Raw genomic sequence first — 14,220 nt, forward strand, 5'->3', positions numbered from 1 at the left:
TACCCTTTTCTTTTCCCCCCCCCCCCCCCCCGCCTTTCAACATTTGCGGGGGGGGGGCCCTACCCCTCCTCTTTTTCCCCCCACCACAACCCCCCCGGGGGGGGGGGGGGCCGCCGCCCCCCGCGCCCTGCTGTCGGCGTCGGAAGACTAGTGCTTCCTGAAGGTGCCTTTGATTTTTTCGCCTGCCAGCTTCAGATCGGCCCTGACCTGACGGGACTTGCCCTCAGCCTTCAGCCGATCATTGCCGGTGGCCTCGCCGGCCGCTTCCGTGGCCTTGCCATGGAGCTTCCCGGCAGCGTGATGGATCCTCTCACCCCAACCCATGATGGCTCTCCTTAGTCGGCGGCCCGCGGCACGACACCGTGAGGCCGCACTTAAATTGTAGGGACGGAAGTCCGGCAAGGCACGTCCCCGCCGGGAAACCGCACCACTCAGGAAGCACGGATTCTCGTCCCGTACCATGGGGCGGATGGTGTTCATACGGCTATACCGCGAAGGCAAACTCGAACGCGACGACGTCCGCGCCCACGAAATCGAAGCCCTGGCCCGCCAGGATGACGTGGTGCTGTGGATCGACTACACGGACCCGACGGCGGATGACCTGCTCGGCGTCGAAACGGTATATGGGCTCCACCGCCTCGCCGTCGAGGATGCCGTCCACGACTTCCAGCGGCCCAAACTGGACCGGTACCCGAACCATCTGTTCCTCTCGGCCTACCAGGCGGCGCTGCAGCCCGGCACCGGCGAACTGGCCGTCGTCGAGCTCTCGGCATTCGTGACCCACAACGCCCTCGTGACCGTGCACGGGCCCGAGTTCGACACCGACAAGCTGACGGCATACTGGGACGCCGAACCCGACCTGGCGCAGCACGGGGTGCCATTCCTCTTCTGGGGCCTGTTGGACATGATCGTCGACGGACATTTCGACGCCGTCCAGGAGCTCGATGGCTACATCGACGCCCTCGAGGAGTCGCTCTTCGAGGACCACTCCCCTGACCACGACCTGCAGCGGAAGACCTTCGAACTCCGCAAAAACCTCGTCCGGCTCCGCCGCATCGTCCTGCCCATGCGTGAAGTCCTCAACACCCTCCTCCGGCGGGAGGACCTGGTCGGCTGCAGCCCGGCGATGCAGCCCTTCCTGCAGGACGTATACGACCACGTGCTTCGTGCCTCGGAGTGGACGGAATCGCTCCGCGACCTGGTCACGACCATCCTGGAAACCCACATCAGCATCCAGGGGAACCAGATGAACCTGGTCATGAAGAAGGTCACGAGCTGGGCTGCGATCATCGCCGTCCCGACTGCCGTGACCGGCTTCTTCGGACAGAATGTGCCCTTTTTCGGCTTCCAGAGCGATTACGGCCTCTGGTTGTCCTGCGCTCTCATGGCCGGCGGTTCGATCTTCTTGTACCTCGCCTTCAAGAAGCGGGACTGGATCTAGCGCGGGAGCCCTACTGTCCGTCCTTGCGGCCCGGAAGCACCAGCAGCGCGTCCCCGATGGCACGTTCCGATCCGCCGGACGGGCTGTTCTGGACCTTCCCTTGGGCAACCGCTGTTGTTGAACCTCCGCCATCGAGGTTCATGGCCTGGACCATGCCGAGCGAGAGTGCGACGTCCGCCTCTTCCTTCAGGCTCAGTCCCAGCGAGGCAGTCGATCGTCCATCCGCGGTAACAAGCATGGTCCTGCCCTGCGCGTCGGTCCCGGCGAAGGTCCGGGGGTTCCGCTTGTGGACCCAACCGTAGTAGAAGCTGTTTCCATCGTTGGGGTGCACCATGCCGTCATGCCGCACCGTCACGTCTTCACTGCCGTCCTTGACCAGCAGCGGGCCGCCGTTGACCACGCTCGTGGCCTTGTTCGTGTGCAAGGGCTTCCCGTCCTGGCCGAGCAGTCCGGCGTCGATCCTCAGCTTCGCGCCTACAGGGGCGAGGGCGCGGAGCCGTGCGACGTCGGTTCCGGTGGCCTGGATGGTGTGTCCGCCCGCAGGGACGGCCGCGCCACGGGTTTCGGCGATGGAGGTAACGGTGTCATGGCTGTCTACCATCACTTCAAGGCCTGGCCCGGCAGGCGTGGTCGGACCGAACTCCGGAGTGAAGGTGACGAGCTCGTTGGAGTTCGTGCAGGTCACGTCCTGGAGCGGGCCTGAGGTAGGCAGGTCGTTGGCGCCTCCGCAGTTGCGGATCAGGCCGGGTACCCGGTCGATGCCGTCCAAAGTGGCTTCCCCGGAAGGGGCGGAGACCTTCCCCGCCCAGGTCAGCCGCTGGATGCTGCTGGAATTCTTCTTTCCGTCAATGACGAAGGCCGGACGGTCCGCCACGGCTTCGCTGAGAACCTTCCCTCCGTACACACCGACGCCGGCGGGGTCACCTTCGGCGCCGGCCTTCGGGTCGAAGACGAAGAAGCCCGCGTTGACAGCCGCGAGGGCGTGGGCGTCCGATGCCAGCTGGCTGGTCGTCTCCCGCTTCTCAAGATCCGGGCCGAACGAAGCGGCGAGCTGGCCTTGGTACTTCCCCGGGTCGACCGTGATAACGTCAAGGTTCCACGGTCCGCGCGTCGTGGTGCTGGTTCCGGCGTCGCCATCCCACCCGGTGTAGATCACGGAGGAGGCGAAACCGGCGGCCTTGATCTGTGCGACGAGGGCCGCGCCGTCGGCCTGCGCGGCAAGGTGGCCGGCACGGACCCGGTAACCCAGATCGCCTCCGGCGTCGGCAAGCTGCGGAGACTGGACATGTTCAACGCGGGCATCGATGCCGGCAGCCTTGAGCTTGTCCGCCGTGCGCTCGGCGGTGTCCTGGCTTGAGAGCGCCGACGTCGGAGCATCCGGATCCGGCGAATCCGCGGGGATGGCCACTTCGGCCGTCCAGAAAAGCGAAGAGTCCGCTCCGCCGCGGCTGATTTTGGTCAGCGTAACGCCGGGGGCGAGGGTCGTCACCGTCCGGCTCTCGGGAAGGTCGGCGGCGCCAAGGTTGAGGTGGGAACTCTGATCCGTACCGTTGTCACCAATCCGGCCATCATCCGCCTGGGCTGGGCTCACCGGGCTGAGGAGCGCCGACACGACGGCCACGACCAGTCCGCCAGTGAGGGCAGTGCGGTGCTTAAGGAAATCCTTCATGCGTCCACCGTATAAAGACCGGGCCCTCGCCCTGGCCGGTTTTACGGGTTGACGACGCCTATTGACCGAACCTTCATGCCACGTTCACTTGTACGCGGCATGGTCCCTACGGCCAGAAGTCCCGGTTCCGCCAGACCCCGACGGTGGGCCTGGGAACCCGGCTTAACCGCACGGGGTCGAAGGAACCATCCTTGGGCGCCGCGGCGTCCATATACGACTCTTGAGTATCACCTTGCGATACGTCGTGTGGCTCGTCAGGCGACTGCTGGCTGTTGGACACAACTCCCCCTTGATATTTGTCCAGATTGGCGTGGGTACGAGCTGCCCCTCAGTCCCCACACGCACAATATTATGAACAGCCGGCTAATGAAAGGGTTATAGGGGTTAACCGAGAGATCTTCGGTGGAATCCCGGATTCCGGCATGGCGCCACGTCGCAGGACTCAAGGCAGAATGGACAGCATGCCCCATACTACGTTTGCCCTCGTCCGCCACGGCCAGACAGACTGGAATGCCCAGCGCCGGCTGCAGGGATCCACCGACATTCCGCTGAACGGCGTCGGCCGCGGCCAGGCGCGCGACGCCGTCGCTGTCCTCTCCGGTGACGAGTGGGACGCCGTCGTGTCGTCCCCCCTGAGCCGGGCCGCGGAAACCGCCGCGCTGATTGCTGCAGGGCTGGGGCTGAGCGTGGACCGCCACATACCTGAGCTCACCGAGCGCCGCTTCGGGCCTGCCGAGGGCCTGCGCGCAGGACCAGAACTGGACGCACTGCGCATTCCCGGAGGCTTCCGCGGCGCGGAAAGCGAAGAGGAAGCAGCATCCCGCGGCTTGGCCGCGCTGGAAGCCCTGGCCGAAGAGTTCCGCGGCGGACGCGTGCTTGTTGTCGCCCATGGGACATTGCTCCGTCTGAGCCTCGGCCGCGCAGTCGGCCGCACCCTGGACAGCATCGACAATGCCGTGCTCAACCTTGCCCACCACCATGCCATTGACGGGTGGCGGCTTGAATACTTCAATGGTGAACGCGTCATGGCGAACGTTCCCGGCTAAACACCGCCGAACCGAAGGCATATCCGCCAGGACAGCGGCGTGGGAGACTGTTCAGCACGCACAGGAACTCTTTCCGAAGGGGATGGTCAGCGTGGCGGCAACCGGTCTCAACGCCGTCGAGCACATTGTCGTCTTGATGCTTGAAAACCGCTCATTCGATCACATGCTCGGATACCTCTATGCCGATTCCGGCAATGTTTCCCCCGCGGGCGACCCGTTCGAGGGCTTGACGGGCACGGAGTCCTGCCCCGGAACCGATGGCAGTCAAGTGGGCGTCTATCGCTTGCTTCCCTCCACCCCTGACGTCTACTTCATGCCGGGCGCCGACCCCGGAGAGGGATACCAGGCAACGAACGAACAGCTCTATGGCACCGCCGCCGCGCCGAAAGCGGGGATGGTTCCGTCCATGACCGGCTTTGTGAGCAACTATGCCGGCGCCATCAAGGACAACCTGGCCAAGGGCTGGCATGTGGTGCCGGGAACAACGGAGCACATGATCATGGGCTGCTTCACTCCGGAAGCCCTGCCCGTGTTGTCGGCAATGGCGAAGGGATTCGCCGTCTGCGACGCGTGGTTCGCGTCAGCTCCCACCATGACGATGCCCAACCGGGCCTTCGCCTGCGCCGGCACCAGCCAGGGCAACCTGGATGACAAGGCCAAGCGGTTCACCGTGCCGAGCATCTTCGGGCACCTGGGCAACCACGGGATTCCGTGGAAGATCTACGGCGAAACCGCGTCGCCCCTGACGAAACTCGACTTCGACGACACCCGGCACGCTCCGGCGTCGAACAGTGGCCTGTTCACGGACTTCCAAGCCGACGCTGCGGCCGGCAAGCTGCCCGCGTACGCGTTCCTTGAGCCTTCCTGGTCCTCGACGGGCAACAGCGAACATCCCAACTACAACGTCGCGCTCGGCGAGCAGTTCCTGCTCGACGCTTATCGCGCCGTCCACGACGGGCCGGCGTGGGACTCCACCCTGCTCATCGTCACGTATGACGAACATGGGGGCTGCTACGACCACGTCGCCCCGCCGTGGGGCGCCACGCCGCCGGACAACACACCGGGGGAATTCGGCTTCGATTTCACCCGGTTCGGCGTGCGGGTGCCGACGGTATTGATCAGTCCGCTCATCCCGGGCGGCACCGTCTTCCGGGCTCCAGGTCCTGTCCCGCTCGATCACACCAGCATCCTGGCGACCGTCGAACATCGATGGAATCTGCCGCCCCTCACCCACCGGGATGCAGCGGCGCCCGACGTCGGCGGGGCCTTGAGCCTCGCCGTCCCCCGCACCGACGACCCCCTCGCGGGCGTTCAGGCACCTGCTCCTCCGCCGACCACGCGGGCACTGGCAGAACAACCGTCCCACCTGCAGCAGCTACACGACGAGCTCCTCGCGCAACCGTAGCATTTGGCCCTGGGTTCTGTTCAGGCTACGGTTCCATCGCCGGACTCGATGCCCGCCGCTTCACCGCGCCCCGACCACGTCTTGATGGCGGTCCAGGCAACAGCTGCGGTGGGCACTGCCAACAAGGCACCGATAATCCCTGCGAGCATCGTGCCGATGGCCAATGCCAGCAAAATGGCCAGTCCATGAATGCTCAGGACCTTGCCCATCAGAACGGGTTGGAGGAAATGGTGCTCAAGCTGGTTGGCCGCCACAAGAACAGCGAGGACGATGAGCGAGGTCACCGGACCGTTCGAGATCAGGGCGACACCTACGGCGAGGGTACCTGCCGCAGTGGAACCAATGATGGGAATGAACCCGCCGATGAACACAAAAACGCCCAGGGGCAGGGCGAGCGGGACACCGAGGATAGCCAGGACGGTCCCGATGATCACGCCGTTCACTGCTGCGATCAGGGCTGTGCCCCGGACATAGCCACCCAGCACGGTGGCGCTTCGTTCCGCAGCCAGGTGCGCCTTTCCGCGATGGGCCGCCGGAAGGAATCCGAACAGGAACGTCCTGATCCTCTCGCCGTCCTTGAGGAAGAAGAACAAGATCACCACCATGAGAACCAGGCCGGCCAGGATTTCACCGACCGTACGGGCGCCGGTCAGCGCTTCGGCGCCGAAGCTGCTGCTCGTGAAGAAGCGCTGGATGGAATCGGCCACGGAGCGGAGTTGTTCGTCGCTGACTCGGAAGGGCGCGTTGTTCAGGAACTGGTGCAGTTGGTCGATACCGGCAGTGAATTTCACGGCAAGTTCCTTGGATTGCGCCCTGATAAGGAAGACGATTCCGGTGATGACCCCGCCGAAAACTGCAAGGATCCCCACGAACGATGCTGCGACAGCAAGGGCACGTGGCCATCGGTGGTCAGTCAGCCAACGCACCAGAGGTGAGATTGCGGAGGCAAGAATGAGGGCGATGGTGACCGGGATCATGACGAGCGGCACCCTGGTCATCGCATACACCATCACCGAAACAAAGGTGATAACCAGAAGCATCTGTGCCGAACGGATCCCGGCGCGGCCCAGGCCGTCAGACCAGATCGCTGACATTTTGGGCTTGTTCGGCGAGTCATTGCGTTCAGTCATGGAGTTCCTTCCTGGTGGTTCCGGCGCGGATGCCCCGCCGTCGTGCCTTTCGCCATCGTGCATTAAGAACGTTCCTAGCTCTTGCCCGCGCTTGTGTCGATCCGGGTGTTCCCTGCGGCTGCCAGTTCCTGAAGTTCCCGAAGGATCTCCAGTTGCTGGCTGTTGATGGCCATGAGCAGGTCGATTTCCTCTTTGGATTTCAGGTTGGTGTCATGATCGTGCCGGGACATCACCGCGGCAATCGCATCCTGGCGCTTGGCGGCGATGAGGAGGATGGCTCCCTGCAGCCCTGCCAGCATCGAGAGGAAGAGATTCAACAAAATGTAGGGATATGGATCCCACGAGTTGTTCGCCAACGCCCAGCTGTTGATGGCCGCCCAGAGAATCATGAACCCGACAAACCCGCCGACGAACGGCCAACTGCCCATCCCGTTGCGCATGACATCCGCGGCGCGTTGACCCTTCGTCAGTGATTCCTTGTGGCTTTCGTGCCAGTTCTTTCCCTTATCGCTCATGCCTCACCCTAACGGGGCACGCCCAGCTAGCCCGCAACGAGCGATGCAGTCCCTGCTTCAGAAGCGAGGTACGGTTCGCCGTTGTGCTGGTGATCAGCGGGGTCGAGGTGGGTGACGCCCGTCGCATATGCGACGACTCCGGCGAGGCTGCCGGTGCGTTCGTAGGCCTGCCGTTGCCGGGCGGCTCCCGTGCCCTGGCTGAAGATCCTCTGCAAACCGTGCTTGGCGTAGAGTGCGTCCCCGGTCTCTTCGAGGGCATCGCGGACGTGGGAGAGGAGTGCACCGAGGACATGCGCTGCCGTAGCGGGCTTGTGGGTTATCGGGTCGAGCAGCGCCCCGTGCAGGCCGAAACGGCTCGACCGCCACGTGGCCTGGCGCAGGACCGTGGCAGAAACCATGTCCGGCAGTTGGCCGGACTGCCATTCCCTGGCGGCAGTCTCCACCAAAGCACGCACCAAGGCCGCAATCAGGACGGAATCGCGGGCATCAAGGCAAACATCCGACACACGGATCTCGACTGTAGGATGCCGGACGGAAAGCCTTGCATCAAAGTCCGGGTTCATGACCACCCCGGTACCCGACAGGTCCGCCACCAAGGAGTGATAAGCCGCGGCTGATCCGAAGACATCGGTGGGACCGGCGCTGGACCATCGGTTCCAGGCTTGGGTCCGGAAACTGGCGTAACCACTGTCGGCCCCGTTCCAGAACGGCGAATTCGAGCTCAGTGCAGTCAGTACCGGAAGCCAGGACCGGATACGGTTCAGCACTGCGACGCCTTCCTCGTCCGAATCGACGGAAACATGGACGTGATATCCGCAGGTCAGCTGCTCTCTGGCAGTCATAGCGAACTTTTCCAGGAGGGCGTCGTAGCGCTCGGTGTTTGTCGCATGCGGTGTGACCGCCAGCGGCGAAGTCGCGAGCGCGGCAATTCTTGCGCCCGCCTTCAGAGCGAGCGAATCGGCGTAAGAACGTCCGGCCCGTATTTCAGCGCCGAGTGCACTCAGGCTGCTGTGAGGGGAGGTGATGACTTCGACTTGCTCCTGCTGAAGCTCGATCGCCAGCGTCGGGCCGAAAGGAGGAGCCACGCCCTGGGGACCGGCGCCATGAAGTCGCAGCATATCGCCGGCGAGGGGCACGGGACTGCCGTTGTCAGGATCTACGATCAGGAATTCTTCTTCAACGCCAAATGTACGCACTTGCCAAGTGTGGGCCACAAAAGCTGCCGCCGATGACCACAAGTCGCAGGACCTCTAAAATAAAACGTCTTTCGTCTGTCTCCGAGGCGCGCAAGTGCTGCTAGCTGGCCGGCGTCACGACGTCTTCCAGGACCGACCTGTCAAAGAATCGGATCTCGCCGGTCGCCTGGAAGTACACGGGAACAACCGATGTGTTGGCGTCCTTCGAGGTTTCGTAGATCTCCGGCGCGCTGCCGTGTTTCCGGGCGATGGTTCCTACCAACTCGGTGCCGCGAACGCGGACGGTTCGATACTTGTAGCTCATGTGGACCCCTATCCTCAGCCAAGGCAAACGCTACTCCTGTGAAGCACAAAGACCAGCTGAGCAGCTGCGTAGAGGTTGATTATCCTTCATCGCAGAGCAAGTGGTACCAGCTGTCGGCGAGGACTTCGAGCGCGTGGTCGCGGTTTGGTTCGAGCTTGCGGCGCGTCCAGAGCGTCGCGACGTAGTCCAACTGGGTGAAGGCGAGTGTTCCGCGGATGTGGTGCGTTTCTTCGGGGAAGCGCCCGGCCAGCTGCATGCCACGGACGATGTCGGAAATCACTTCCTGATGCCATCCATCCACTAGGGTCCGCACTTCGCGATCGACTGCAGCGGCTTCGTCCAGCACATCGAGGTACGGACGGAAGACCGGCCAGAGCGCAGCACGCGACTCCAGCCAGCCAAGGATGCCCGGTAGCTTGCCCTCCCGTACCACGTCGACGAGCTCGACGGCGGTAGACGCCTTGTCGGGGCCGTCGGCGCGGTCGAGCACGGCGTTGACACGCGCCATGAAGTCCCGCATCAGGTCACTTCGCGAGGGGTAGTAAGCGTAAAAAGTCACGCGGGTGGTGCCTGCAGCAGCGGCGATCTCATCGATCGTGGTGGCAGCGTAGCCCTTCTCGGTGAAGAGTTCGAGCGCCCGTTCCACGATCATGTCGCGGGTCAGCTGCTTCTGGGCTTCTCGCAACGACGACATGGGTCAATCCTAACCGTGGTGTGCGGCAATTGTGCGGAGGAAGAACAAAGGATGCACGTCGCCAAGCGGCCTGACATGCCGTAAAGATGGTCCCGCGTCCTGGAATTTGGCCATATATGTGAGCGAGCGTCCGGGGATTTGGGCGTATATGTGAGCGCGCGTCCGGGGTTAGGTGCCGGGACCGGTGTGTCAGGGCCCGACGGCGGCAGTTCCGTTCCGCCGTCGTCGTGCCTGTGCGCCGTTCCTCCCCGGACGCTCGCTCACCTTTGGGGTGTTTTCTGCGGACGCTCGCTCACATCATGTGAGCGAGGGTCCGGGGATTTGGGCGTATATGTGAGCGAGCGTCCCGGTTGAGGCGCCGCCGCTGGTTCCGTTAGGGGCCGGCGTCGGCCAGGCGACGCAATTTCGGGACCGGGATCCGATAGTTGATCGCTGCCGCGGTCCCGGAACCGTCTTTGTTCGTCCAGCGCAGGAGCATCGAGTCGCGGCCCTCCCCCTGCTCGCAGTAGTCCGGTGCGCCGGCCACCGGCGTGAAGCCGATTGACTTGAGCGACAAGCCGAAGGCCTCCGTCCAGAAGTATGGCTGGAAGGTAAACCGTGGCGCCGCGTCGCCCTTGAGCAGTCCGACGGCGGCAGCCTTGGCCTGGTCGATGGCACTCGTCCATAAGGGCACTCGCCGTACCCCGCGGCTGCTCGGGAAGTACGCGACGTCTCCGGCGGCGACGATATCCGGCCGGAGCCTGCCACGCGAGTCGACCCGCAGCGACCCGTCGGCAAGCAGTGGCGTGCCAGCCAACCAGCCAGTGTTCGGCTCGTCGCCGACGGCGGTGACCACCAGATCGGCCGAAAGCTCGGTGCCGTCGGACAGCGCAACCCGCGCCCCGCCGTCGGAGTCCATCAGGCGGGCTTTCCCGCCGGCAACCACGCGCACTCCACGCCGGATGGCAGCGGAGGTGAACACCTCCGCCAGGTGGTCGCCAAGCTGGCGCGTTAGGGGCTTGGCGTCGGCGACAAGCGTGACGTCGCAGCCAAGGTGCAAGCATCCCGAGGCGACCTCCATTCCGAGTGGCCCACCGCCGATCACGACTACCGAGGGACGCGATGCCAGGCGTTCCTTGAGCAGGATCGCATCGTCGATGGTGCGCAGCGTGAGTTCCCGGGCGGAGCCATGACCGTCCGCTCCCGCCGCGAGTCGCTTCGCCCGGGAACCGGAGGCGATGACGAGGCCGTCGTACGGCAGTGCATCGCCTCCATCCAGACGGACCAGCCGTGCGTCGACGTCCAGTCCCATGGCGCTCACGCCCAGCAGTTCGATCGCCCCGTGGCCCGGCTCGGGAAGTTCGTGCGCCTGGAGAGCGTCAATTCCGTTCCCTTCTGTACCGTGCAGCAGAGCCTTCGACAGGGCGGGACGGCTGTACGGTTGATGGCGCTCGGCGCCGACCACGGTCAATTCGCCATCGAAGCCCGCCGCGCGCAGCGAGTCGCAGGCTGTGAGCCCGGCGATGCCGTTGCCGACCACCACGATCCTGCGCATGGTCATGCCGCAGCCAATCGGAGTGCCGCGACCGGGCAAACCCGGACCGCTGCCTTCGCGGCATCAAGCCCGGCCCCCTCCACGACCGGCACATCGATGACCAATTCGCCGTCGTGATCCAGGTGCATCAGCGTGGGCGCGGCCTCTTCGCACAGGCCGTGGCCTTCGCACCGCGGACGGTCCAGTTCGATCCTCATGCCGCCACCACTCTTTCAACCTGGAGCGCCTCGAAGCTCCGCGTAATATTGCTTGGCTCGCGGACCCCATCGGAGAGGGTGAGGGATTTCACCCTGCGGGCAAGCGCCTCGATGACCGCATGCGCCTCGAGTTTCGCGAGTCCCTGGCCGGCGCAGCCATGCGGTCCGTAACCGAACGAGAGGTGGTCCACGGGGTTGCGTTTCACATCGAAGGTGTCGGGGTTCGCGTAATAGCGAGGATCCCTGTTGCCGGCACCGAAGAGGATACCCACTTGGGCGCCTGAAGGAATGGTGACTCCATCGACCTCCACGTCGCGGGTAGCCTTGCGCCCCCAAATGTGGACCGGCGCCCAATAGCGCAGCACTTCGGCGAAGGCCGCGGGAACCAGGTCCGGGTTCGCCCGCACCAGCTCGAACTGATCGGGGTGGTGGCCGAAGAGCGCGACGATGTTGCCAGTGGAGGCGATGGTCGTGTCGACGCCGGCTCCCAGGTACTGGTGGATGATGTGGCCCGCGGAGCCCGCCGGAATGTCCCCGCGTGTCTCGGCGTCGAAGATGCCGCGGCCGATGGAGCCGGGAGCAAGGTCGTCCGCGGTAACCGATGAGCACCAACCGTAGAGCTCGCCGGCGATCGGGAAGCTCTCCTGGGTGCGCTGGTTCAACGGACCTATGACCTGCATCGCTGCCTGGCCCCAGCGCAGCATGTTCTCCTTGGCATGACCGCTGAAGCCAATGAGGTCTGCGACGATTTCGATCGGGAATGCCCGGGCCAGGGCATCGATTGCCTCGAAGCTACCGCTCGCGGCCAGTTCGGCGACGAGTTTGTCCGCCTTTTCGTCGATGACGACTTTGAGGCCGCGGAGGGCCCGCGGGGTGAGGTTCTGCGACAGCGCGGCGCGGAGCTGCGTGTGCATCGGCGGGTCGGAGGCCAGGGAGGTGCCCTGAAGCGCCTCGTTCACCATGGGGTTGAATCCGATGCTGGTGGACGAGAAGGCCTCCGGATCGCCGAGCGCATTGCGGATGGCATCGTAGCGCGTCAGGACGTAGAGATCGTTCTGAGGAAGGTGGACCACGGAAGCCTGCTCGCGGAGCGCAGCGTAGCTGGGATAGGGGTCTACGAGGATGTCGTCGTCCCAAATGTCGATGTCTGACTCGATGGGTGCATTCATGGTGTTCTCCTTGCGGTTCGTAAGTGGTCGGGTCAGCGGCGGAGGACTTAGACGGCGGCCTCGGCGCTTGCTTCGGTGGTCTCCGCCACGGCGTCGGCGGCAGGCGCCGAGGACCGCGCGGAGATGAAGAGTGTGAGAATTGCGGAGAGCGTCGCCGCGATGCCCGCGCAGAGGTAGACGGTCTGGAAGCCTTGGCCGAGGGACGTCCCTGCGACCCCTTGGATGTGCGGCTTGGCGGCGGTGAGGGCCTTGACCATGCCGTCGACCGCCTGCGCGGGTGCGCCGCCCGCCGCTGCTTGGCCGGAGAATTGGGCGACGACGCCATCCCAGCCTGAGAGGAAACCCAAGGGCGGAACGTGCGCCAGTCCCGCCACGGCATCTGCGGGCATGCCTGCCGCCCCGAGGATCCCGGCAAGGGGACCCGCGAAGACTGTGGCTCCGATGCCGAAGGCGATGGCCGAGCCGATGACCGGGCCAAGGGCGAAGCCAAGGTCGCGCAGGAGATTCGTGGTGGCGGAGGCCATGCCGATTTGCCCGGCCGGGACGGTGTTGATGGCCACGGCCGTCACGGAACCGACCGTGAGGGCGAAGCCGATACCCAGCAAGAGCAGCGGCGGGATGAATGCCGTCCACGGGGTGCCACCGAAGGTCTCTGGAGTGCCGAGGGCGAACGTGGAGAGCCAGAAACCGGAGACGGCCATGAAAGCGAACCCCGCAGTGAGCACCCACCGTGGAGCGACGTGGTGAATGAGCCACCCGACAACCGGGATGAAGGCGAACGCCGGGCCTTGGATGAAGACGAACAGGACTCCGACCTTCCAAGTCTCGGCCAAGGCCAGGCCGCTGACGGCGACGCTCGTGCTGAAGCAGATGGCGAGGAAGGCGAACATCCCGGTGACTGCCACAACGCCGGTGATCGAGTAGGAGCGGTTCTTGAACAGCGAGAGGTGGATCAGCGGCTGCGCGGTGCGTGACTCGATGACAACGAAGGCGAGCAGCAGGGCTCCTCCCGCGATGTAGCTTGCGATCACCTGCGCGCTGCCGAAGCCGGCGTCAACCGCCGTCACCGTGGCGTACAGGACGGCGATGAGGCCGACGGCGAGGGTGAGTTGGCCGGGCATGTCCAGTTTGCGCCCCTCGGCGGCCGCGGAATCTTTCGCCCGGACCGCGATGAGAAGCACGACGACGGCAACAGCTGCCGCGATCAAATACGCCGCCCGCCAGCCGCTGAAGGTGTTCGGGGCGCCGGGCCCACGCCCCGCCACGGTGAAGAATTGCGCCGTGAACCCAGCGAGAACCGGGGAAATCACCGCGCCGAGTGACAGGAATCCGGCCCAGGTGGCGATGACCTTCGCCCGGGCACGGTGGTCGGGAGTAATCGCCGCGATCATGGAGAGCGAAATGGGAAACAGGATGCCGGCTCCGATCCCGCCGATGGCCTGCGCCGCGATCATGATCCCGGTGGAGGGCGCCATCGCGGCCATGACGGAGCCGACGATGCTGACGGCAGCGCCGGCATAGAGAAGCTTCTTGCGTCCGAACATGTCGCCGAGGAGTCCCCAGCTGAGCTCGAAGACCACAATGCCCATGAGGAACATGCCCGCGATCCAGGTCAGACCGGCGCCCGAGGTGTGGAATTCGACGGCGAACGTGCCGCTCAGGGCTCCCGGCAACGCGTTGGTGATCTGCGCAAGGGTGACCGCGCTGTAGGCGGCGACGAAAGTGGCCCGTGCAGAGCCGCGGCTCTGCACGGAAATGGGCTGACTCATCGATGAAACTCCTTTGTTCCGGTCGATCTGGCGGAGAGGGACTGTATGAGACAGTGTGGAGTTATTGCTTACAGTGTGTCAAGGAAAATTCTCACAGATAATTTTCTTGACATGATGTAAAGGAAAATGTGATGCTGGCAGCACCGCAACG

The 14,220-nt window shown here is 64.5% G+C and carries 14 protein-coding genes; 3 read left to right on the forward strand and 11 right to left on the reverse strand.

The window, feature by feature from the left end:
* Window positions 1–147: 147 nt before the first annotated feature.
* The gene (locus BMF89_RS00680) at window positions 148–324 is read right to left on the reverse strand and encodes a CsbD family protein (protein WP_078105166.1); all 177 of its coding nucleotides are present in this window, start codon (window positions 322–324) and stop codon (window positions 148–150) included.
* A 145-nt stretch (window positions 325–469) separates the two neighbouring features.
* Between BMF89_RS00680 and BMF89_RS00685 the strand changes: the two genes are divergently transcribed.
* Window positions 470–1,441 (forward strand): magnesium transporter CorA family protein, encoded by a 972-nt coding sequence (locus BMF89_RS00685; protein WP_078105167.1) that lies wholly within the window; start codon window positions 470–472, stop codon window positions 1,439–1,441.
* 10 nt (window positions 1,442–1,451) lie between these two features.
* Here BMF89_RS00685 and BMF89_RS00690 read toward each other — a convergent pair whose 3' ends face one another.
* Window positions 1,452–3,110, reverse strand: coding sequence for a phosphodiester glycosidase family protein (locus BMF89_RS00690; RefSeq protein WP_078105168.1), 1,659 nt, complete (start codon window positions 3,108–3,110; stop codon window positions 1,452–1,454).
* A 461-nt stretch (window positions 3,111–3,571) separates the two neighbouring features.
* On the opposite strand from BMF89_RS00690, the gene BMF89_RS00695 reads away from it, so the two are divergent.
* Window positions 3,572–4,156: a histidine phosphatase family protein gene (locus BMF89_RS00695; protein WP_078105317.1), complete on the forward strand. Its 585-nt coding sequence runs from the start codon at window positions 3,572–3,574 to the stop codon at window positions 4,154–4,156.
* Between the two features lie 91 nt (window positions 4,157–4,247).
* Complete coding sequence (locus tag BMF89_RS00700; RefSeq protein ID WP_216353762.1) at window positions 4,248–5,561, forward strand: alkaline phosphatase family protein; 1,314 nt, start codon at window positions 4,248–4,250, stop codon at window positions 5,559–5,561.
* Between the two features lie 20 nt (window positions 5,562–5,581).
* On the opposite strand, the gene BMF89_RS00705 is transcribed toward BMF89_RS00700, so the two are convergent.
* From BMF89_RS00705 to BMF89_RS00745, 9 genes are all read right to left on the reverse strand, one after another.
* Entirely contained in the window at window positions 5,582–6,691 is a 1,110-nt protein-coding gene (locus tag BMF89_RS00705; protein WP_253190634.1) for an AI-2E family transporter, read from the reverse strand.
* Between the two features lie 74 nt (window positions 6,692–6,765).
* Window positions 6,766–7,206, reverse strand: a complete 441-nt coding sequence (locus BMF89_RS00710) for a DUF1003 domain-containing protein (RefSeq protein WP_078105171.1) — start codon at window positions 7,204–7,206, stop codon at window positions 6,766–6,768.
* A 26-nt stretch (window positions 7,207–7,232) separates the two neighbouring features.
* Window positions 7,233–8,402 (reverse strand): glutamate--cysteine ligase, encoded by a 1,170-nt coding sequence (locus tag BMF89_RS00715; RefSeq protein WP_078105318.1) that lies wholly within the window; start codon window positions 8,400–8,402, stop codon window positions 7,233–7,235.
* A 100-nt stretch (window positions 8,403–8,502) separates the two neighbouring features.
* A complete protein-coding gene (locus BMF89_RS00720) occupies window positions 8,503–8,706 on the reverse strand; it encodes a hypothetical protein (protein ID WP_078105172.1) in 204 nt (67 codons plus the stop codon).
* A gap of 79 nt (window positions 8,707–8,785) precedes the next feature.
* Window positions 8,786–9,400: a TetR/AcrR family transcriptional regulator gene (locus BMF89_RS00725; RefSeq protein WP_078105173.1), complete on the reverse strand. Its 615-nt coding sequence runs from the start codon at window positions 9,398–9,400 to the stop codon at window positions 8,786–8,788.
* Window positions 9,401–9,773: 373 nt separating this feature from the next.
* On the reverse strand, window positions 9,774–10,940 hold the full coding sequence (locus BMF89_RS00730; RefSeq protein WP_078105174.1) for an NAD(P)/FAD-dependent oxidoreductase: 1,167 nt from the start codon (window positions 10,938–10,940) through the stop codon (window positions 9,774–9,776).
* Complete coding sequence (locus BMF89_RS00735) at window positions 10,937–11,131, reverse strand: ferredoxin (protein WP_078105175.1); 195 nt, start codon at window positions 11,129–11,131, stop codon at window positions 10,937–10,939. The genes BMF89_RS00730 and BMF89_RS00735 overlap by 4 nt, the downstream gene beginning before the upstream one ends.
* Window positions 11,128–12,300, reverse strand: a complete 1,173-nt coding sequence (locus tag BMF89_RS00740) for a cytochrome P450 (RefSeq protein WP_078105176.1) — start codon at window positions 12,298–12,300, stop codon at window positions 11,128–11,130. Before BMF89_RS00740 ends, BMF89_RS00735 begins: the two co-directional genes overlap by 4 nt.
* A gap of 47 nt (window positions 12,301–12,347) precedes the next feature.
* Window positions 12,348–14,069 (reverse strand): MFS transporter, encoded by a 1,722-nt coding sequence (locus tag BMF89_RS00745; RefSeq protein WP_078105177.1) that lies wholly within the window; start codon window positions 14,067–14,069, stop codon window positions 12,348–12,350.
* Window positions 14,070–14,220: the final 151 nt, after the last annotated feature.

Origin of the sequence: Arthrobacter sp. SRS-W-1-2016, from assembly GCF_002009585.1 — a bacterium.
Classification (GTDB): Bacteria; Actinomycetota; Actinomycetes; order Actinomycetales; family Micrococcaceae; genus Arthrobacter; species Arthrobacter bambusae_A.